18 protein-coding genes are annotated in these 19,745 nt (G+C 62.2%); 1 reads left to right on the top strand and 17 read right to left on the bottom strand.

Going from position 1 to position 19,745, the window contains the following annotated elements; all coding sequences use genetic code 11:
- Window positions 1-3 precede the first annotated feature (3 nt).
- From IPM06_08480 to IPM06_08435, 10 genes are all read right to left on the bottom strand, one after another.
- The gene (locus IPM06_08480) at window positions 4-1,062 is read right to left on the bottom strand and encodes a sugar phosphate isomerase/epimerase (protein ID MBK8770451.1); all 1,059 of its coding nucleotides are present in this window, start codon (window positions 1,060-1,062) and stop codon (window positions 4-6) included.
- 23 nt (window positions 1,063-1,085) lie between these two features.
- On the bottom strand, window positions 1,086-2,393 hold the full coding sequence (xylA, locus tag IPM06_08475) for a xylose isomerase (protein MBK8770450.1): 1,308 nt from the start codon (window positions 2,391-2,393) through the stop codon (window positions 1,086-1,088).
- Window positions 2,390-3,850, bottom strand: a complete 1,461-nt coding sequence (gene xylB, locus IPM06_08470) for a xylulokinase (protein ID MBK8770449.1) — start codon at window positions 3,848-3,850, stop codon at window positions 2,390-2,392. Before xylB ends, xylA begins: the two co-directional genes overlap by 4 nt.
- A gap of 30 nt (window positions 3,851-3,880) precedes the next feature.
- Window positions 3,881-4,903 (bottom strand): LacI family DNA-binding transcriptional regulator, encoded by a 1,023-nt coding sequence (locus IPM06_08465; GenBank protein MBK8770448.1) that lies wholly within the window; start codon window positions 4,901-4,903, stop codon window positions 3,881-3,883.
- 143 nt (window positions 4,904-5,046) lie between these two features.
- Window positions 5,047-5,973 (bottom strand): erythrose 4-phosphate dehydrogenase, encoded by a 927-nt coding sequence (locus IPM06_08460; GenBank protein MBK8770447.1) that lies wholly within the window; start codon window positions 5,971-5,973, stop codon window positions 5,047-5,049.
- A 9-nt stretch (window positions 5,974-5,982) separates the two neighbouring features.
- Window positions 5,983-6,651, bottom strand: coding sequence for an HAD-IA family hydrolase (locus tag IPM06_08455; GenBank protein ID MBK8770446.1), 669 nt, complete (start codon window positions 6,649-6,651; stop codon window positions 5,983-5,985).
- 66 nt (window positions 6,652-6,717) lie between these two features.
- Entirely contained in the window at window positions 6,718-8,016 is a 1,299-nt protein-coding gene (locus IPM06_08450) for an acetoin dehydrogenase dihydrolipoyllysine-residue acetyltransferase subunit (GenBank protein ID MBK8770445.1), read from the bottom strand.
- 14 nt (window positions 8,017-8,030) lie between these two features.
- Window positions 8,031-9,248 carry a hypothetical protein gene (locus tag IPM06_08445; GenBank protein MBK8770444.1) on the bottom strand — a complete coding sequence of 406 codons (1,218 nt, stop codon included), beginning with the start codon at window positions 9,246-9,248 and terminating at the stop codon, window positions 8,031-8,033.
- Between the two features lie 33 nt (window positions 9,249-9,281).
- The gene (locus IPM06_08440) at window positions 9,282-10,286 is read right to left on the bottom strand and encodes an alpha-ketoacid dehydrogenase subunit beta (protein MBK8770443.1); all 1,005 of its coding nucleotides are present in this window, start codon (window positions 10,284-10,286) and stop codon (window positions 9,282-9,284) included.
- Window positions 10,287-10,307: 21 nt separating this feature from the next.
- On the bottom strand, window positions 10,308-11,294 hold the full coding sequence (locus IPM06_08435) for a thiamine pyrophosphate-dependent dehydrogenase E1 component subunit alpha (GenBank protein MBK8770442.1): 987 nt from the start codon (window positions 11,292-11,294) through the stop codon (window positions 10,308-10,310).
- A 373-nt stretch (window positions 11,295-11,667) separates the two neighbouring features.
- Between IPM06_08435 and IPM06_08430 the strand changes: the two genes are divergently transcribed.
- On the top strand, window positions 11,668-12,588 hold the full coding sequence (locus tag IPM06_08430) for a MurR/RpiR family transcriptional regulator (GenBank protein ID MBK8770441.1): 921 nt from the start codon (window positions 11,668-11,670) through the stop codon (window positions 12,586-12,588).
- A 79-nt stretch (window positions 12,589-12,667) separates the two neighbouring features.
- Here IPM06_08430 and IPM06_08425 read toward each other — a convergent pair whose 3' ends face one another.
- From IPM06_08425 to IPM06_08395, 7 genes are all read right to left on the bottom strand, one after another.
- Window positions 12,668-14,389: a carbohydrate ABC transporter substrate-binding protein gene (locus IPM06_08425; GenBank protein ID MBK8770440.1), complete on the bottom strand. Its 1,722-nt coding sequence runs from the start codon at window positions 14,387-14,389 to the stop codon at window positions 12,668-12,670.
- Between the two features lie 77 nt (window positions 14,390-14,466).
- On the bottom strand, window positions 14,467-14,748 hold the full coding sequence (locus tag IPM06_08420) for a DUF2160 domain-containing protein (protein MBK8770439.1): 282 nt from the start codon (window positions 14,746-14,748) through the stop codon (window positions 14,467-14,469).
- A gap of 13 nt (window positions 14,749-14,761) precedes the next feature.
- Window positions 14,762-15,643, bottom strand: a complete 882-nt coding sequence (locus IPM06_08415) for a carbohydrate ABC transporter permease (protein MBK8770438.1) — start codon at window positions 15,641-15,643, stop codon at window positions 14,762-14,764.
- A 9-nt stretch (window positions 15,644-15,652) separates the two neighbouring features.
- A complete protein-coding gene (locus IPM06_08410; protein ID MBK8770437.1) occupies window positions 15,653-16,519 on the bottom strand; it encodes a sugar ABC transporter permease in 867 nt (288 codons plus the stop codon).
- Window positions 16,520-16,521: 2 nt separating this feature from the next.
- Window positions 16,522-17,592 carry an ABC transporter ATP-binding protein gene (locus tag IPM06_08405; protein MBK8770436.1) on the bottom strand — a complete coding sequence of 357 codons (1,071 nt, stop codon included), beginning with the start codon at window positions 17,590-17,592 and terminating at the stop codon, window positions 16,522-16,524.
- 10 nt (window positions 17,593-17,602) lie between these two features.
- Entirely contained in the window at window positions 17,603-18,706 is a 1,104-nt protein-coding gene (locus IPM06_08400; protein MBK8770435.1) for an ABC transporter ATP-binding protein, read from the bottom strand.
- 96 nt (window positions 18,707-18,802) lie between these two features.
- Window positions 18,803-19,600, bottom strand: a complete 798-nt coding sequence (locus tag IPM06_08395; GenBank protein MBK8770434.1) for a DeoR/GlpR transcriptional regulator — start codon at window positions 19,598-19,600, stop codon at window positions 18,803-18,805.
- Window positions 19,601-19,745 lie beyond the last annotated feature (145 nt).

Genomic DNA, 19,745 nt, shown 5'->3' with positions numbered 1-19,745 from the left:
CTCCTATTCCAGCCCGAGCATGCGGCGCGCCTTGCCGGTGTCCTTGTTGCCGGCGGCGAAGTCGTCGAAGGCCTTCGCCGTGGTCTTGATGATGTGGCTTTCGATGAAGGGGGCACCTTCCCTGGCACCTTGGCTCGCGTCCTTCAGGCAACATTCCCATTCCAGCACGGCCCAGTGGTCGTAGTTGTGCTGTGCCAGCGCCGAGAAGATGGAGGAGAAATCCACCTGTCCATCGCCCAGCGAGCGGAAGCGGCCGGCGCGTTTCGTCCAATTCTGGAAGCCGGAATAGACGCCCTGCTTGCCGTTCGGGTTGAATTCCGCGTCCTTCACATGGAAGGCGAAGATGCGCTCGTGGTAGATGTGGATGAACTCAACATAGTCCATCTGCTGCAGGAGGAAATGCGAGGGATCGTAGTTGATGCCGCAGCTTTCATGGTTGCCGGTTTCGGCGAGGAACATTTCGAAGGTCTCGCCATCGAAGGTGTCTTCGCCAGGATGCAGTTCGAAACCGACCTTCACGCCATTGTCCTTCATGGCATCGAGCAGCGGCGTCCAGCGCTTGCCCAGTTCCTTGAAAGCTTCCTCGACAACGCCCGGCGCACGCGGCGGCCATGGATAGAGGAAGGGCCAGGCCAGCGCGCCGGAGAACGAAACGTGACGATGGAGCCCCATGTTCTTCGACGCCTTGGCGGCGAGCTTCACCTGCTCGCAGGCCCAGGCCTGACGGGCCTTCGGATTGCCATGCACCTGCGGCGGCGCAAAGGCATCCACCGCTTCGTCGTAGGCCGGGTGAATGGCAACGAGGTGGCCCTGCAAGTGGGTGGAGAGTTCGGTGATCTCCACGCCATTCTTCCTGGCGATGCCCTTCAGTTCATCGCAGTAGGTCTTGGATTCCGCCGCCTTCTTCAGATCGATCATGCGGCCATCCCACGAGGGAATCTGCACGCCCTTGTAACCGAGCGAGCCCGCCCACTTGGTGATCGAGTCAAAAGAGTTGAACGGGGCCGCATCGCCTGCGAATTGCGCCAGGAAAATGCCCGGTCCCTTGATGTCTGTTGCCATGATGTTGTGTCCTCCCGAGGCGTTCAGCAATAGCGGTTGATGAGATTTTCGAGGCGTTCCTGCTGCCCGGACCGGGGCTGCGGGTTGATGTTCTTCTTTTCCACGCGGGCGGCGATCTGTTCGAGGCTCTCCTTGCCCGCGAGCATGGCCTTGTTCTGCGCCGTTTTCCAGCCGCTGTAGCGTTCGTCGACGATGGTCTGCAGCTTGGCATCCTCCATCATGTCGGCGGCGTTGAGCAGCGCCTTGGCGCAGGCATCCATGGAGCCCACATGGGCGTGGATGATGTCGTCCGGGTCGATGGACTGGCGGCGGATCTTGGCGTCGAAGTTCATGCCGCCCGTGGTGAAGCCGCCGGCCTTGAGGATTTCATACATGGCAACGGTCAATTCCGGCACGTCGACAATGAACTGGTCGGTGTCCCAGCCGGACTGATAGTCGCCGCGGTTCAGGTCGATGGAGCCGAAGATGCCCAGCGCTGATGCGAGCGCGATTTCATGCTCGAAGGTGTGGCCCGCGAGGATGGCATGGTTCTGCTCGATGTTGACCTTCACGTCCTTCTGCGCGCCAAGCGACGAGATGAGCGAATAGACAGTGGCGACGTCGTAGTCGTACTGGTGCTTGGTCGGCTCCTGCGGCTTGGGTTCGATCAGGATCGGGCCCTTGAAGCCGATCTTGTGCTTGTACTCGATCACCAGCGCCAGCATGCGCTTGGCCGCTTCCAGTTCATGGCCGATGTTGGTGTTGAGCAGCGTCTCGTAGCCTTCGCGGCCGCCCCACATCACGTAGTTGGCGCCGCCCAGGCCCTTGGTCACGTCCATGCAGTGCTTTACCTGCGCGGCACAATAGGCAAACACATCGGGATCCGGATTGGTGGCGGCACCGGCCATGAAGCGGCGGTTGGAGAACATGTTGGCCGTGCCCCAGAGCAGCTTCTTCTTGCCCTTGGCCATCTTCTTCTCGATGTAGTTGGCAATGGCCGTGACGTTGGCATTGCTTTCCTTCAGCGAGTTGCCTTCCGGGGCGATGTCGCGGTCGTGGAAGCAGAAGAGGTCGATGGAGGAGAGGTCCATCGCTTCGAACATCACATCGGCCTTCTGGCGTGCGGCCGCCATTTCATCGGCGCTGTGGTGCCACGGGCGCAGGAACGTATCGCCGCCGAAGGGATCGCTGCCCGGCCAGCAGGTGGTGTGCCACCAGCACATGGCAAAGCGCAGGTGCTCCGCCATGGTCTTGCCCATCACCTTCCTGTTCTTTTCATAGTGACGGAAGGCCAGGTCGGCCTTCGATTTGGGGCCTTCGAATTTTGCCTTCTTCGCGCTGAAGAATGTCATGTGAGCCTGATCTCCTTGATGGCAGGATAAATTTGCGTGTAGCGATGGTAGTGGTCGTCATAGGCTGCGGTTGCGGATTTTTCCGGCGTGAAGGTCTTCGCCGTCTTCGGCCTTGTGAAGACCTTGCGGAAGTCTTCGCCCGTTGCCGCGACAAGTCCCATGCGGGCCGCACCAAAAGCGCCGCCCACTTCACCCGATGCCGGAAGATCGATGGGAAGGCCCATGGCCGTGGCCATGATCTTCATCCATATCTCCGACTTGGTGCCGCCACCCACGGCCATGAGGCGGTTGATGGTGGCGCCACCGGCGCGCAGGGCGACGAGCGAGTCCCGGAAGGCGAATGCGATCGAGTCCAGTACGGCATGGGTCATGATCTTGCGGTCGGTCTCGTGGCCGATCCCCATCATCAGGCCACGCACTTGTGCGTCACCGACAGGCGTTCTCTCGCCCGAGAGGTAGGGCAGGAAGAGTGCCGGTGAGTGCCCGTTGAGCTTGGTGCCCAGCGCCTTGGTCAATTGCGGGGCGGGGGATTGCAGCACGCCCGAGAGCCATTCGAGGCTTGCCGTTGCCGAAACGATGACACCCATCTGGTGCCAGGTGTTGGGCACGGCATGGCAGAAAGCGTGCACGTAGCGTTCGGCATTGGGGGAGAATGTGTCGTTGGAGACAAACATCACGCCGGATGTGCCAATGGAGAAGAAGCCCGCGCCGTCGGTGACAGCGCCGATGCCGCAGGCAGAGGCCGCATTGTCGCCGCCGCCACCCGCCACCACGGGGCGCTTGGGCATGCCCCAGGCTTTCGCGACGGAGGGCGTCAACTGCCCTGTCGGGTCGGTGCCTTCAAACAGTTCCGGCATCTGGTCGCGGCGCATACCGGAGGCAGCCAGCAGCATGTCCGACCATTTGCGGCCCGCGATATCGAGCCAGTAGGTGCCGGAGGAATCCGACATGTCGGAGCCGTAGGTGCCGGTCATGCGGTAGCGGATGTAGTCCTTGGGCAGCAGGACCTTGGCGACTTTCTCGAAGACCTTCGGCTCGTGCTTCTGCACCCAGACGAGCTTCGGTGCAGTGTAGCCCGCGAGCGGAATGTTGCCGGTCAAGGGCACGGCCCGCGGCTCCCGCGCCATGATCTCCTGACATTCGACAAAGGAGCGTGCATCGTTCCACAGGATGCAGGGGCGCAGCACCTTGCCGTCCTTGTCGAGCAGCGTTGCGCCGTGTTGCTGGCCGGAGAGGCCGATCCCTTCCACCGCCGCCATGGCCTTGGGCTTTGCCGCCTTCAATTGGGCGATCACCTTGTTGGTGGCCTTCCACCAGTCCTCCGGGTTCTGCTCGCTCCAGCCGGAATGGGGCCGGGAAACCTTGAGGGGCGACGAGGCGATGGCGATGATCTTCTGCTTTGCATCGATGAGGACGCCCTTCACCGAGGACGTGCCGAAATCAAGACCGAGATACATGGGGCCTCACTTTGCTCTGGGCTGCGGGGGTCATGGCAAGTTGTCCCGCAGGAAGACGTCGATGGAAATGCGCTCCTGTGCCGCAAGGATGGGCTGACGGTCGCAGCGCGCCATGAGCACGCGCATGGCACTGCGGATTTCGTGGCCGGGGTCCTGGGCAATCACGGCGGAGAGCGTGCCGTCCATCAGTGCGGCGCGGGACATGTCGCTCAGTTCATGGGCGATGACGACAAGGTTCTGCTTCGGCTGGACCCGGCGCAGGGCCGCCACGATGCCGTCGGTGCCGGCGCCCACATTATAGAGGCCGATGAGATCGCGGTGTGCTGCAAGAAGATCGGTGGTGGCCTGGCCGGTGCGCGATGCGCTGTCGCGCTCTTCTCTCAGGGGCAGGAGCGTAAGACCGGCGTATTCCTGCCCCATCACCTGCACGAAGCCGAAGTGGCGTTCGGCATGATCGCGCAGCGCCAGTGAACCGGCGATGAGGCCGACCTTGCCTTTTCGCCCGCCGAGGAAGCGGCCCATGAGGGTTGCCGCCGTGCGGCCGGCGGCAGAATTGTCGATGCCGACGAAATGGGCGCGGGCGGCACCCGGCACATCAGAGACGAGCGTCACCACTTCCGTGCCGCGCGCGATCAGGCCGTTCACGGCCTCGCGCACGCGCGGGTGGTCGAGGGCCACGACGGCGACGCCATCATAACCGTGGATCGAGTCGAGGGTGGCCGCCAGCGCCGCGGCATCGAAGACATCGGTGTGGCGCACGTCGGCCTCCACCCGTTCAGCGGCAAGGTGCTGGGTGTGGGCCGCTATTTCGTGGGCCAGGCCCTTCATGAAGACGTTGTCGCCTTCGGGGAGCACGAAGCAGAAGCGGTATTCGCGGCCACGGGCGAGGCGCGCGGCCAGACGGTCCGGGTGATAGTTGAGCGCACGGATCGCCGCTTCGACGCGCTTGGCATTGAGAGGCCGAACCGTGGTGCGGGCATTCAGCACACGGTCCACCGTCGCCACGCTCACTCCAGCGCGCGCCGCGACATCCTCAATGGTTGCCCGTGCCATGGGAGAGTTGAATCCCATGGACGGGATTTTGTCAAGAACTGAGAGGCGCATGTCAGTTCTTGCAGCGCAACATTATCAAGGACTTGCCCGGTGCAGCGCACAATGTTGCAAAGGATGAGGTTTTGGAGAAGGCGGGCGGACCGTCAGCGCCCGTTGAACCCGGTATCGATGTGCGGCTCCCAGAAGGCGACGGACTCGCGGATGGCGTCCACGACAGTGCTGTCGGTGGGCTCGCGTTCGCGGAAGGAGAGTTCCATGCAGATTTCCGTATCGGTGCCGCCGGCGTTCTTCACCGTCTCGATGAGCTTGGCCGGCTGGATGCGGCCATCCTTGTTGTGCTGGGCGGTGAAGGGCCAGTGACCGCCCTTGTTCATGGATGACTGCTTCACATGGATGATGGGACTTTCCACCGGGAAGGCCGCGGCCCAGGCATAGGGGTCCGTGTCGGCGGGGTTCGATGACGTCACGTCGCCGTGGTCGATGTCGACGATCATGCGGAAGGGAAGAGCGAGCTTCGCATCGGCGAGGCGCTTGTCGAAGCGGCGGCACTCTTCAATCGTGTGGCCGAATTCGCGGCCCACGGACATGGGCTCCCAGAACACGTATTTGAGGCCCGCTGCCTTGGCGTGTTCCGCAACCTCCCGCCAGCAATCAATGACGATGTCGATCAGTTCCTCGCGGCGCTTGGGGTCGTTGTAGTCCTTCTGCGTGAAGATGGCGAACTGCGAGCCCATGGAGTCGGCCCCGATGGCACCCGCGATGTCGGCCAGCGTCTTGAACCAGTTCACGTAGTAGCGGCGCACGTCCGGGTCCGGATGGCCCATGTGGTTCAGGCGCGTATAGGTGGAGGTCATCACCGAGGTGGCGCGCATGGCGTTGCGGGCGAAGGCGGCGCGAAACTGGCGCTCACGCTTGGCAATCACCGCCGAGGGCCATGACGGGTTGAGGAATTCGGGATTGAGCTGGATGTAACCCGCCCGGATCTTCTGGGCGATGGTATCGCAGAGGTCGTCCACATCGGCGAAGCGATTGACCAGCGGATTGACGTTGAGGGAGAGGCGAAGCGGCATGACGTGTCCTCAGGCTAGGGCGAGAATGCGGCCGAGCGCCGCCGGGATTTCGGGAAAGTTTCCAAGAATGGCGTCGGGCGCCAGGTCGGCCAAGGGAATTTTTGTGTAACCGTAGGCCATGGCGATGACCGGGCAGCCGGCGGCCTTGGCCGTCTCCACGTCCACCTCCGAGTCGCCCACAAAGACCAACGGCGAGCCGCCATTCACGGCCTTCGCGGTTTCAAGCAACTGGCGCGGGTCGGGCTTGGCGACATTGAAGGTGTCGGGGCCGCTGGTGAAGGCGATGAAGGGTGTGAGCTTCAAATCCACCACGATCTGCCGGGCGAAGGCCTCGCGCTTGTTGGTGCAGATGCCCATGCGCCAGCCCTCGTGGGCAAGATGCGCGAGCGTGTCCTCTACACCCTGGTAGGGTCTTGTGATGCGGGTGAGGCGCGCGCCGTAGATTTCGGTAAAGCGGGCGGTGAGCTTGGGAGCGGCCTCCTCAATATCCGTCACGCCACGCAGCTTGAGGGCACCCCTCACAAGATTGGCGATGCCGTGGCCGATGAGCTTGCGGCCCTGTTCGAGACCGAAGGGAGCAAGCCCCTGCTCCTGCATCAAGGTGTCGAGCGAGCCCGCGATGTCGCCCGCACTGTCCACCAGCGTCCCGTCGAGATCGAAGATCAGGGTGCCGCGCATTGCCATTCCGTCAGTGCCTTTCATCGCGGAGGGACATAGCGAGTGGCACGCGGACCCGCAACGGGATCACCCGGCGCTGCGGATGTTTTCGCTGGCCAGGCGCGCAACAAGGGGGGCAGCCTCCAACTGCGGCAGATGGCCAACCTGGGGCAGGCGGTGCACTGCGACATGGGCCGGCAGCGCAACAGCGTTGTCCGGCGGGATGATGTGGTCGTTCATGCCGACGATCATGCGAACCGGTCCCTCGTAGCGCTGCAGCGCATGGCGGATGGAAAACAGCTGCGTGGAGCCTGCGAAGACGGCGGCAGCAATCCGGGCCTGCTGGGCGGCGAGGCTTGTGCCGTCGCGGCCCGCGAGCGTGGCCCGGAGAAGTGCGCCCGGCAGCTTGGCCGCATCGTGAACCAGCACGTCGAGCCAGGCGCGCAACGGCGCTTCCATTTGGGCCGACAGAAAGCCTTCCACAAAATCCCCGTTCACCTTGGGTCCGAGGCCCGCCGGTGACATGAGCGTGAGCGAACGCACGTCCAGTGTGCCGCCACCCGCAAGTTCCGTTGCGACCGCTGCTCCCAGCGAATGGCCGATGAGATGAAGCCGCGTCAGTCCCGCCGCTTCCAGTTGGCCGCGCACATGGCTCACGATGCCGTCAAAACTCGATGCCGTTGCGGCCTGGCTGATGCCATGTCCGGGCAGGTCCAATGCGAGAAGCGGGTTCTTCACGTTCATCAGCAGCACGAAAGGCCGCCACGACGACAGGTCCGCCCCGAAACCGTGGATGAACAGAACGGGGTCGCCTTGCCCCGGCTGCAGCGACTTGATGCCTTGGGCACCGCCAGCAGCAGAGGCTGTGGTGGACGGGAAATTCAGCACCCTCGCTTCGCCCGGTGCGGTGTGGCGATAGGATTCGACGTCCTTCATGACGACCGCGCCACCGGGCCCCGTTCCCGGAATCTGGCGAATATCCAGGCCCGCCTCGCTGGCAAGCCTGCGGGCCAAGGGCGATGAACGGCCCGCGCCAGGTCCTGCGGGCAGGGAGACCCCCGAGGACCCGGCGGCGGACACGTTCATCGATGCGGAAGCTGGCGCAGCGGCTGACACGGTTTCCGTGGCGGGGAGCACGAGTTTTTCACCTTCGTCACCCACCAGCATGAGCGGCTGCAAGACGGTCGCCGTGTCGCCTTCCCTGTGACGGATCTCGAGTATCGTTCCGGTTTCGAAGCTCTCCACGTCAAACGTGGCCTTTTCGGATTCCACCTCGGCGACAATGTCGCCCTTCTTCACCTTGTCGCCCACCTTGACCTTGAGGGTGACGAGCTTGCCTTCAGTCAGGTCCTGTCCGACCTGCGGCATCAGAATGGGGCGAGCCATGGTCTGCGTTCTCCTCAGGCGGCTTGCTGGCTGGCTTCGACGGCCTGGGCCACGAAATCCACGGTCTTGCGCGTGGCACCGGCGAACTCCGTCGCCGTGGCAGCAAAGGCGCCGAAGCGCGAGAATTCCTCGGGCTTCATGCCGTCGAACTCGTAGGCCTGGCGGAAATAGGGAATGCGCATCAGCTTGGCGATCACTTCCTTCGGCGCTTCCTCATTGATGGCATTGGCATCGAAGACGGGCAGCCTGTCTTCCGCCTGCATCAGCTGGGCGATGTATCCGGGCGGACAGGTGTAGACGAAGTCGCCACCGGCAATTTGCGAGATGTGCCCGGACGAAGCCTTGCCGCCGGGTCCGGCATCGGTGACGCGCATGGAACACTGCAGCATCTTGCTGGGGTGGCCGGTGTTCTTGCCGTGGAAATAGGCGCGCTTCATCACGGCCATCTCGCCGTGGAGGATGTCATCGGGCGAGAGCGCGATGCCGCGTGCATCGGCCTGGGCCTTGAGATCGCCGACGTTGCCGAGGCGCGCCGACATGTGGGTGATGACCGAGCGCCAGCTCTTCAGGTCAATGCCCGCCTTTTTCGCCCGTTCCAGGCCGCGCGAGACGGCGTTCATGCAGGCGACATATTGGGGAACCGTGAAGGAGGTGGTGTTGTTGGTGGAGATGCCGCGCGCGGTCAACTCCTCGATCACCTCGTAGCCCTCCTTGGAGCCGGGAATCTTCACCATGACGTTGGGTGCGATCGCTGCCAGTTGGAGGCCCTGGGCCAGCATGATCTCGCCTTCGGTCACGAAGCGCGGATCGACCTGGCCCGAGACGAAACCGTATTTGCCCTTCGATGTGTCATAGACCTTGCGGATCAGGTCAGCGCCACGGCGCACCACGTCGAGATAGGTTTCCCAGTAGATGCCTTCGACGTCGTTCCGGTCATGCTTTGCCGCGATCTTGCGGATTTCGCCGGCCCAGAAGCCGGGGTTCGCCTGGATGGCCTGCAGAGACAGCGGCGGGTTGGTGGTGACGCCGCGGAAACCCATGGTGCCCCTGGACTTCACCGTGTCCTCGTCGAAAAGGCGCGTGAGCTGTTCGGTCCACGCCTGCTTCTTCTCGGGCGGGGCATCCTTGATCATCTTTTCCTTCCAGCCGGCATAAACCAGCGGCGAGGAATCCCACCAGATTTCACATTCGGGATTGGTGGCGGCGAGCTTCTCGAGGACATGAAGGGACATGATCGTTCTCAATTCTTGCGAGGGTGCGTTGACTTATTGTGCTGCAATGGCGCGGGGCTGGAGATGGAGCGTGCGGCGAACGGCGGACATGATGTCCGGCACCTGTGGCACGCTGGCCTTTTCCAGTTCGAGATTGAAGGGGATGGGGATGTTGAGGCCGGCGACGATCTCGATGGGGGCATCGAGGCTGTAGAAGGCTTCTTCCTGGATGATGGAGGCGATGTCGGAGGCAACACCGCCGCGGCGCACAGCCTCCTGCACGATCACCACGCGGTTGGTCTTGGCAACGGAGGCGAGGATCGCTTCCTTGTCGAGCGGCACCAATGTGCGGGGATCGATCACTTCAACATCGATCCCTTCTTCGGCGAGCCTGGCTGCGGCTTCCAGCGTGCGCGGCACCATGTTGGACCAGGCGATGAGGGTGACGTCGTTGCCGGGACGCTTGATGTCGGCCTTGCCGAACTCGATCACATATTCACCCTCGGGCACCGGGCCCTTGGTCATGTAGAGGTGCTTGTGTTCAAGGAAGATCACGGGGTCTTCCTGGCGCAGGGCATACTTGAGCAGGCCCTTGGCGTCGGCCGGCTGCGAGGGCATCACCACCTTCAGCCCCGGGATATGATAGAACAGGGCTTCAAGGCTCTGCGAATGCTGGGCCGCGACACCGCCGCCCGTGCCGCCCTGCGTGCGCATGATGAAGGGCACACGGCCATTGCCGCCCGTCATCAGGCGGAACTTGGCGGCCTGGTTCACCAGCATGTCCATGCCGAGCATGGCGAAGTCGACGTAGAGGATTTCGACGATGGGACGGGCGCCCGCGATGGCCGCCCCCACGCCGACGCCAATCATGCCGGCTTCGGCGATGGGTGTATCGCGCACGCGCTTGGCACCATACTTGGTCAGCAGGCCTTCCGTCACCTTGTAGGAACCCCCGCGTTCAGCGATGCCTTCGCCGATGATGAAGACAAGCGGGTTTGCTGCCATCTCTTCATCGATCGCTTCCCGGAGCGCGTCGCGGTACATGATTTCGCGTGTCATTGTCGTTGCTTTCTCTTGCGCTCAGTAGTTGTCGATGAACTGCTGGAATTCGGCGAGCGTGATCTCGCGGCTGGCCTTGGAGAATTCCACGGCGTCCTCGAATTCCTTGCGGATCTCTTCCTCGATGGCGTCGATCTGCGACTTCTCGATGCCCGACATCTCGCTCAGGGCATTGCGGGCGCGGTCCACGGGATCACGTTCCTTGTAGTGAGCCAGTTCCTTTTCCGGCATGTACTTGCCAGGGTCGTTCACATGGTGGCCCATGTGGCGGAAGGTCTTGGCCTCGATCAGGATGGGGCCCTTGCCTTCGCGGCATTTCTTCACCGCATCACGCATCACCTCATAGACGGCGAGCGGATCATTGCCGTCGACCTGATGGCTTTCGACACCGATCGCCGTGCCGCGCTTGTAAAGGTCGGGCTCGCGGGTCGAGTCCTCGATGCGGGTCGAGACGGCGTAGTGGTTGTTCTCGATCACCAGCACGTAGGACAGGTTCCATATGGCGGCGAGGTTGAGGGATTCGAGGAAGGTGCCGTTGTTGCTGCCGCCGTCCGACGAGAAGGTGACGGTGACGGCATCATTGCCCTTGATCTGGTTGGCGAGAGCGGCACCAACGCCCAGCGGCGTGCCGGCGCCGACAATGCCATTGGCGCCGAGGTTGCCCTTGGAAATGTCGGCGATGTGCATGGAGCCGCCGTAGCCGCGGCAGTAGCCGGTTTCCTTCTGCAGGAGTTCGGCGACCATCTTCTTCACGTCGGCACCCCAGGCGATGCAGTGGCCGTGGCCGCGGTGCGTGGAGGCGATGATGTCACCCTCGGCAAGGGCCGCACACACGCCGGTGGCGATGCCTTCCTGGCCGAGATAGGGATGGAAGTAGCCGCGGATGAGGCCCTGGCGATAAAGCTTGATGCCCTCGGTTTCGAAAACGCGGATTTTGTAGGCGGTGCGGAAAATCTTTTCCAGAAGTTCGCGGGGCGGTGCGTTGGCGTGTTTGGCTGTAGCTGGCATGATGTAAAAGACCCCGTTGACGGCAAGGAATGGGCGGTGGAAAGTCTGTAACATCGGCTTTTGCAGCTGTCGAGTAAAATTTTCTTCACGACAGCAAGGACGGACGCCGCAAGTGAATTCCCGACCTGCCTATTCTATTCTATCTCATTGTTTTTGAAATTGTTTTTTATTCTTTAAGGATCTGGTTGAGAGTGCATTCAGGGGTGCGGGCTGGGGATGCCGGACTCGAATCCCCTTGATATTTCCCCGTTTCTTGAAAATTTCTGTCACGCCCGCGGCAAACCTTCCTGCCCTTCCCCGCCTGATCATTGATGTGGAACTTTTTTCCGGATGTGACAGTGTGGTCTTATCCAATCACCTGTAGACACCGGCCATGACCGAACTCACCTCCGAACCTACCGTTCCGCCGCGCGGCACGCTTCTGGAGCGCATCCAGGAACGCTATGGCAGCTTGCGCAAGTCGGAGCGCGTGGTGGCCGACTTCCTGCGCGAGAATGCGGGGGCGCGACTGGATTCCTCCATCACGGAACTGGGGCGCAAGCTCGGTGTCAGCGAAGCCACCATCAGCCGCGTCAGCCGGGCGCTGGGCTATGAAGGCTTTCCGGATCTCAAGCTCTCCGTCGCGGAGGGCAGCAGGCCGCCCGGCACCTACGCCAATATTCCCGTCGAGATCGCCGCCGGGGACTCGCTCATCCAGACCAGCGGCAAGCTCATGTCCTTGCTGGTGGCCGGGCTTGAAGGCACGCAGCGGATGCTTGATGCGCAACGCCTGGAACAGGCTGTCGATGCGCTGAGCAAGGCGCGCAAGATCATCTTCGTCGGCGTGGGCGGTGGTGCCGCCATCTGCGACGAGGCGGCCCATCTGTTCCTCAAGGCGGGCTTCGACGCGGCGAGCTATCGCGATGGTTACACGCAGACGATCATCGCGGCAAAACTTTCACCCGGGGATGTGGTGGTGGGCATCTCGCACACCGGCACCACGCTCACGGTATCGGAAACGCTGCTGCTGGCGCGGGAGAATGGGGCGACCACGATCGCCATCACCAGCGACCTCGATTCCGACGTGGCCGAGGCGGCGCAGGTCTGTCTCACCACATGGGGTGCCACGCAACAGGTGGTGCCGCTGCACGGCGATTTCCTCGAAGGCCGCATCAGCCAGCTGTTTCTCGTGGACCTGCTTTATGTGGGCGTCCTCTTCCGCATGGGCGAGACTACGGCCCACAACCTCCGCCTCACGGGCGGCGCGCTGGTGAAGCACTATCTCCACCACCGGGGCGTGGCGGGAAAACCGTAGGCCCGCCTTTTCACTTCACCATCTCAAAACAGAACCGCCCGGACTTTCGTCCGGGCGGCGTTGGTTTGTTCGGACTGGCTTACTTCTGCCAGGACTTGATCAGCTCGTCGTAGTTGATGGTGACCGGCTTGTCCTTTTCCGGCTCGATCTTCAGCTGCGGGGCAAGGCCACCGGCCTTCACAGCTTCCGCGTTCCAGGTGGCAAGGTCCTTTTCCTCACCGAGGACTGGGCCCTTGTCGCCCTGCACGCCAGACTTCTCGATGCGTGCCAGCACCTTTTCCTGGTCGGCGCAGAGCGCGTCCATGGCTTCCTGCGGCGTCTTGGCGCCGGAAGAAGCGTCACCGATGTTCTGCCACCAGAGCTGCGCGAGCTTCGGATAGTCAGGAACGTTGGTGCCGGTCGGCGACCACTGCAGGCGGGCCGGCGAGCGATAGAACTCGATCAGGCCGCCGAGCTTGGGCGCACGGTCGGTGAAGTGCTGGTGGTCCAGCGTCGACTGGCGGATGAAGGTCAGGCCCACATCCGACTTCTTGGCGTCGACGGTCTTCGACACGACGAACTGGGCATAGAGCCAGGCCGCCTTGGCGCGATCGTCGGGCGTGGACTTCAGGATCGTCCAGGAACCGGCGTCCTGATAGCCAAGCTTCATGCCTTCCTTCCAGTACACGCCGTGGGGCGAGGGGGCCATGCGCCACTTGGGCGTGCCATCCGCGTTCACGACCGGGATGCCTTCCTTCACCATGTCGGCGGTGAAGACGGTATACCAGAACATCTGCTGGGCGATGTTGCCCTGGGCAGGCAGCGGACCGGCTTCGCCGAAGGTCATGCCCTGCGCTTCCGGCGGAGCATACTTCTGCAGCCACTCCAGGTACTTCGTGATGGCGTAGACCGAGGCCGGGCCGTTGGTGTCACCACCACGCGCCACGCAAGAGCCCACGGGCTGCGACTTCTCGTTCACACGGATGCCCCATTCGTCGACCGGAAGGCCGTTCGGGATGCCCTTGTCGCCGTTGCCGGCCATGGAGAGCCACGCATCGGTGAAGCGCCAGCCGAGCGACGGGTCCTTCTTGCCGTAGTCCATGTGGCCGAAGACCTTCTTGCCTTCGATTTCACGGCCGGTGAAGAACTCGGCGATGTCTTCGTAAGCAGACCAGTTCACCGGCACGCCGAGGTCATAGCCGTACTTCGCCTTGAATTCGGACTTGTTCTTCTCGTCGTTGAACCAGTCGTAGCGGAACCAGTAGAGGTTCGAGAACTGCTGGTCAGGCAGCTGGTAGAGCTGGCCGTCCGGCGCGGTGGTGAAGGACTTGCCGATGAAGTCATCGACGTCCAGCATCGGGTCGGTCACGTCCTTGCCGGTACCTGCCATCCATTCCGTCAGATTGCGGGCCTGCTGGTAGCGCCAGTGGGTGCCGATCAGGTCGGAGTCGTTGATGTAGGCGTCATAGACGTTTTCGCCGGACTGCATCTGCGTCTGCAGCTTTTCGACGACGTCGCCTTCGCCGAGCAGGTCATGGGTGACCTTGATGCCCGTGATGGCGGTGAAGGCCGGAGCCAGCACCTTCGATTCATAGGAGTGCGTGGTGATCGTTTCCGAAACGACCTTGATGTCCATGCCGGCGAAAGGCTTGGCGGCATCAACGAACCACTGCATTTCCTTTTCCTGGTCGGCGCGGTTCAAGGCGGAGAGACCGTTGACTTCCTGGTCCAGGAACGCCTTTGCCTCGTCCATTCCGGCATATGCCGGACCGCACAATGCCAGTGCAAGCAAAGTGCTCGTCGTCAAAAGGTGCTTTCGCATTAGGATCCTCCTCGGTGTTGCGATTGCATTTTTATTGGAGTGGTCCGGTTGCCGCCGGGCCACTCGCCGGTTCCCGCCTAGACGAACTTGAACACACCAACGGCGTAGACAAGGGACAAGGCAAGAGCCCACCACAGGCTGAGGTCAGTCAACCCCAGCCACGCGATATGAATGTATGCGGCGCCCAGCAGCGATATGAACAACCGGTCGCCGCGCGTCGTTTCGATGCGCAGGATGCCGACGCGGGGATTGCCGCCCGGCGAATAATATTCCCACACCCCCATGCCGATCAGCATGGCGAAGATGACGCAGAAGAACAGCGCCGTCGGGAGTGTCCATGCCATCCATGAGAAATCCATGTGCGAGACCTCCTCAGACGCGGCCCAGGGCAAAGCCCTTGGCGATGTAGTTGCGGACGAACCAGATGACGAGCGCGCCCGGGATGATGGTAAGGGTACCGGCCGCCGCCAGGAGACCCCAGTCGACGCCCGTTGATGAGACAGTGCGTGTCATGGTGGCGACGATGGGCTTGGCGGCGGTGGTGGTGAGCGTGCGGGCGAGCAACAGTTCCACCCAGGAGAACATGAAGCAGAAGAAGGCCGTGACGCCGATGCCCGAGGCAATCATCGGCACGAAGATCTTCACGAAGAATTTCGGGAAGCTGTAGCCGTCGATATAGGCCGTCTCGTCGATCTCCTTCGGCACGCCGGAGATGAAGCCTTCGAGGATCCAGATGGCCAGCGGCAGGTTGAAGAGGCAGTGGGCCAGCGCCACGGCGACGTGCGTGTCGATCAGGCCGAAGGCGGAATAGAGCTGGAAGAAGGGAAGCGCGAAGACCGCCGGCGGCGACATGCGGTTGGTGAAGAACCAGAAGAAGGCATGCTTGTCGCCGAGGAAGCGGTAGCGCGAGAAGGCATAGGCCGCAGGCAGCGCCAGCACGATGGAGATCACCGTGTTCATGACCACGTAGATCGCCGAATTTATGTAGCCTGAATACCACGATTCATCGGTGAAGATGTTGGTGTAGTTCTTCAGCGTCCAGGTGTTGGGCACGATGGAGAAATTGGTCATGATCTCCAGATTGTCCTTCAGGCTGGTGATAATCAGCCAATAGATCGGGATCATCAGGAAGATGATGTAGCTGGTGGAGACGATGATGCTTGTCCAGTTCCGTTTCTCACCGGTGTGAGCGAGGCTCACATGCGGCGTGTCGGCGGGCTTGCTGGCAGCGGGGGTTGCGGTATCCGTGCTCATGGCGTGACCTCAGGCCGTTTCGTCATTGCTGGTCATCACGGTGTAGAAGATCCATGACACGAGCAAGATGATGAGGAAGTAGATGATGGACATGGCCGCCGCCGGACCGAGGTCGAACTGGCCGATGGCGCGCTTCACGAGGTCAATCGACAGGAAGGTCGTCGATGTGCCTGGTCCGCCGCCCGTCACCACGAAGGGTTCGGTGTAGATCATGAAGCTATCCATAAAGCGCAGCAGGAAGGCGATGATGAGGACTCGCTTCATCTTGGGAAGCTGGATGTAGCGGAACACCGACCAGCGCGAGGCGCCGTCGATGCGGGCCGCCTGGTAATAGGCATCGGGAATGGAGACGAGGCCTGCATAGGCGAGAAGCACAACGAGGCTCGACCAGTGCCAGACGTCCATGACCACCACCGTGATCCAGGCATCCTTGGGGTCTGCGGCATAGCTGTAGGGGATGCCGAGGCTCGCAATGGCATAGCCCACGAGGCCGATGTCGGTGCGGCAGAGAAGCTGGAAGATGGTGCCCACCACGTTCCACGGAATGAGCAGCGGCAGCGCCATGAGCACGAGGCAGATGGAGACGCCAATGCCCTTGCGCGGCATGTTGAGGGCGATGAAGACGCCCAGCGGGATTTCAATGGCGAGGATGGTGGCGGAGAATGCGAAGTTGCGCACCAGCGCGCCCCAGAAACGGTCCGACTTCAGCACTTCAGTGAACCATTCCGTGCCGTTCCAGAAGAACTCGTTGTTGCCGAAGGTGTCCTGCACCGAATAGTTGACGACGGTCATCAGCGGAATGACCGCCGAGACCATGACCATCAGCATGGCGGGCAGTACCATGAACCAGGCCTTGTTGTTCCAGGTCTTGTTCATGCTCAGCCCTCCTGTCCGACACGCCAGGAATCGGCGTAGATGTTGATGCCCTTGTCCTGGAAGGTGACGCGGGGTTCGGCCGGAATTTCACTGTCTTCCTTCACCACGATGGACACGGCCTGCCCTGCCAGCGTGCCGCGCACGATCTTCTGGCGGCCGATGTCCTCGACCTTGCGCACGGTGAGCGGAATGCCCTTGCGGCCGATCTCCATGAACTCTGGCCGGATGCCGAGTTCGGTCTTGCGGCCGGCGGGAATATGCGGTGCAAATCCCAAATCGATCGCCGTGTCGCCCAGCTTCGCCTTCCTGCCGGCGACGTCCACGGGGAACACGTTCATGCCGGGCGAGCCGATGAAGTAGCCCACGAAGGTGTGCTTGGGTTTCTCGAACAGTTCGGCCGGCGTGCCGATCTGCACGATCTGACCCTCGAACATCACCACCACCTTGTCGGCAAAGGTGAGGGCTTCGGTCTGATCATGGGTCACGTAGACCATGGTGAAACGCGAATGGCGGTGCAGGCTCTTCAACTGCGAACGCAGAACCCACTTCAGATGCGGATCGATCACGGTGAGGGGTTCGTCGAAGAGGATGGCGTTGACGTCGGAACGCACGAGGCCGCGGCCCAGTGAAATCTTCTGCTTCTGGTCGGCAGTGAGGCCCCGGGCCTTCTTGTCGGCGCGGTCAGTGAGTTCCAGCATCTCGAGGATGTTCTTGACGCGCGTCGCCACCAGGTCTTCCGGAACCTTGCGGTTGCGCAAGGGGAAGGCGAGGTTGTCGTAGACGGTCATCGTGTCATAGACGACGGGGAACTGGAACACCTGCGCGATGTTGCGGTCTTCCGTCGGCAACTGCGTCACGTCCTTGCCGTCGAACAGGATGTGCCCCTCGGAGGGGCGGACGAGTCCCGAAATGATGTTGAGCAGCGTGGTCTTGCCGCAACCGGATGGACCGAGCAGCGCATAGGCGCCGCCATCGGCCCATTCATGGTGGACCTCGCGGAGGGCGTAATCCTGCGGGGCCGACGGACGGATACCGTAGGCGTGGCGGATGTGATCGAGCGTGATTCTGGCCATGTCCCTGCCCTCAGCCTGCGTTGCCGGCCAAAGCCGCGCCGTCCGCGCCAAACGCCATGAGGTGGCGCGTGTCGAGGTAGATGTCGATATCTGTCTCCGGCTCCAGTTCGCAGACGCCATGGGCCAGCATGACCCAGCGCTTGTCGCCGAAGAGCACGTGCACGAAGCTTTCGGAACCTGCGATTTCCGAGACCTGGGTTCGCACCTTGACGGCAGGTGCCTTGGCGAAGGGCTCCGCCAGCGAGAGGTGATGCGGCTGCACACCCAGCGTCACGGGGCCATCGGCCACGCCCGCAAGATGTTGCGGCACGGGCAAGGTGATCTTCGCAGGCTTGCCCTTTCCGCCGGCGGCCTTTTCCGCCAGCACGAAGGTCTTGCCGTCCTTGACGGCTGCGTGGGTGTTGATGGGCGGATCGGAGAAGGTGCGTGCGGTGACGAGGTCGTGCGGATTGCGGTAGACGGAAATCGTCTTGCCGAACTGGCTGACGCGGCCTTCGTGCAGTGTTGCGGTGTTTCCGCCGAGCAGAAGCGCCTCCGAAGGTTCTGTCGTCGCATAGACGAAGATCGAGTTCGAGGCGGCGAAGATCTTGGGCAGCTCCTCGCGCATTTCCTCGCGCAGCTTGTAGTCGAGGTTGGCGAGCGGCTCGTCGAGCAGGATGAGGCTTGCCTTCTTCACGATGGCGCGGGCCAGCGCGGTGCGCTGCTGCTGTCCGCCGGAGAGGCTCAGGGGCTGGCGTTCGAGAAAGGGCGTGAGCCGCATGAGCTCAGCCACCTTCTTCACTTCGGTATCGATCACCGCGCTCGCTTCACCCGCGACCCGCAGGGGCGAGGCGATGTTCTCATACACCGTCATGGCGGGATAGTTGATGAACTGCTGGTAGACCATGGCGACGTTGCGCTTCTGTACGGCAACGCCGGTCACGTCCTTGCCATCGAAGCGCACGCTTCCGGTGGTCGGCTTCTCCAGCCCCGCCATCAGGCGCAGCAATGTCGTCTTGCCCGACAGCGTGGGACCGAGGAGCACGTTGAGCGATCCCCGCTGCAGCGTCAGGCTGGTCGGATGGATATGGACCTGACCTTCCTGGACTTTGCTGACATCAACCAGTTCAAGCATATTTGGCCACACCCCTTGGCGACACGGAAATGGAGGAATGGAAGCCACCGGTGTGGTGCTTCCGGATTGCAGAAAAATGCCGGGCGCGGGTGCGGCTCATGCAGCCTCCTCGCCCTGGCCGGCCTGCGCTGGGCCGGCGATTTCCAGTTTCACGCCCTTGCTGCGGCAGAGTTCCGAAACGGGTTCCGGCGGAGGCTGATCGGTTACAAAGACGTTGACGTCGCTCAGATGACCGATCCGCACCGGTGCCGACCGGGCGAACTTGATGGCATCCGCCACCAGAATGACATTGCGGGAATTTTCGATGATGGCCTGGGCGGCGCGCACTTCACGGTAATCATAGTCCAGAAGCGCGCCATGCTCGTCGATTGCGGAGACACCCATCACCGCATGATCGAGCTTGAACTGGCGGATGGTATCGACGGCCGCCTCGCCCACGATGCCGCCGTCGGTCTTGCGCACGGCGCCGCCCACGACAATCACCTCGATCTTGGGAACGGGCGAGAGGATCGCAGCCACATGGATGTTGTTGGTGACGACGAGCAGGCCCTCGTGGCGGACGAGGGCGCGCGCTACCTCTTCCGTCGTCGTGCCGATGTTGATGAAGAGCGAGGTGTTGTCAGGAATGAGGGCCGCGGCGCGGCGGCCGATCAACTGCTTTTCAGACGAGGCCAGGGAGCGGCGGGACTCGTAGGCCACGTTCTCCACGCCCGACGACAACATGGCGCCGCCATGGATGCGCGTGAGGTGGCGGGCATCGCAGAGTTCGTTCAAGTCCTTGCGGATGGTCTGGGGTGTCACATCGAAATGCGCCGACAGCGCGTCCACGCCCACGTTGCCGGACTTCCGGGCAAGGGCGAGGATCTGGAGTTGTCGCGGCGTCAGATCAAGCATCAATCGTCGTCCCGAGAATTTCGGTCACTCTTTCTATTTTCTTCGTTTTTGTCAATTAGGACGTAGAAATTCAGGAAAAAGTTCATTTCGCAGGTGCGAAATAAGCGTTTGCGCTCATTCATTTTCGCTTTTCCTTTCACGCGAA

This window comes from Hyphomicrobiales bacterium, assembly GCA_016710435.1.
GTDB lineage: Bacteria > Pseudomonadota > Alphaproteobacteria > Rhizobiales > Aestuariivirgaceae > Aestuariivirga.
The sequence above is the reverse complement of the archived record's forward strand: the minus strand, read 5'-3'. Positions and strand labels throughout refer to the sequence as shown.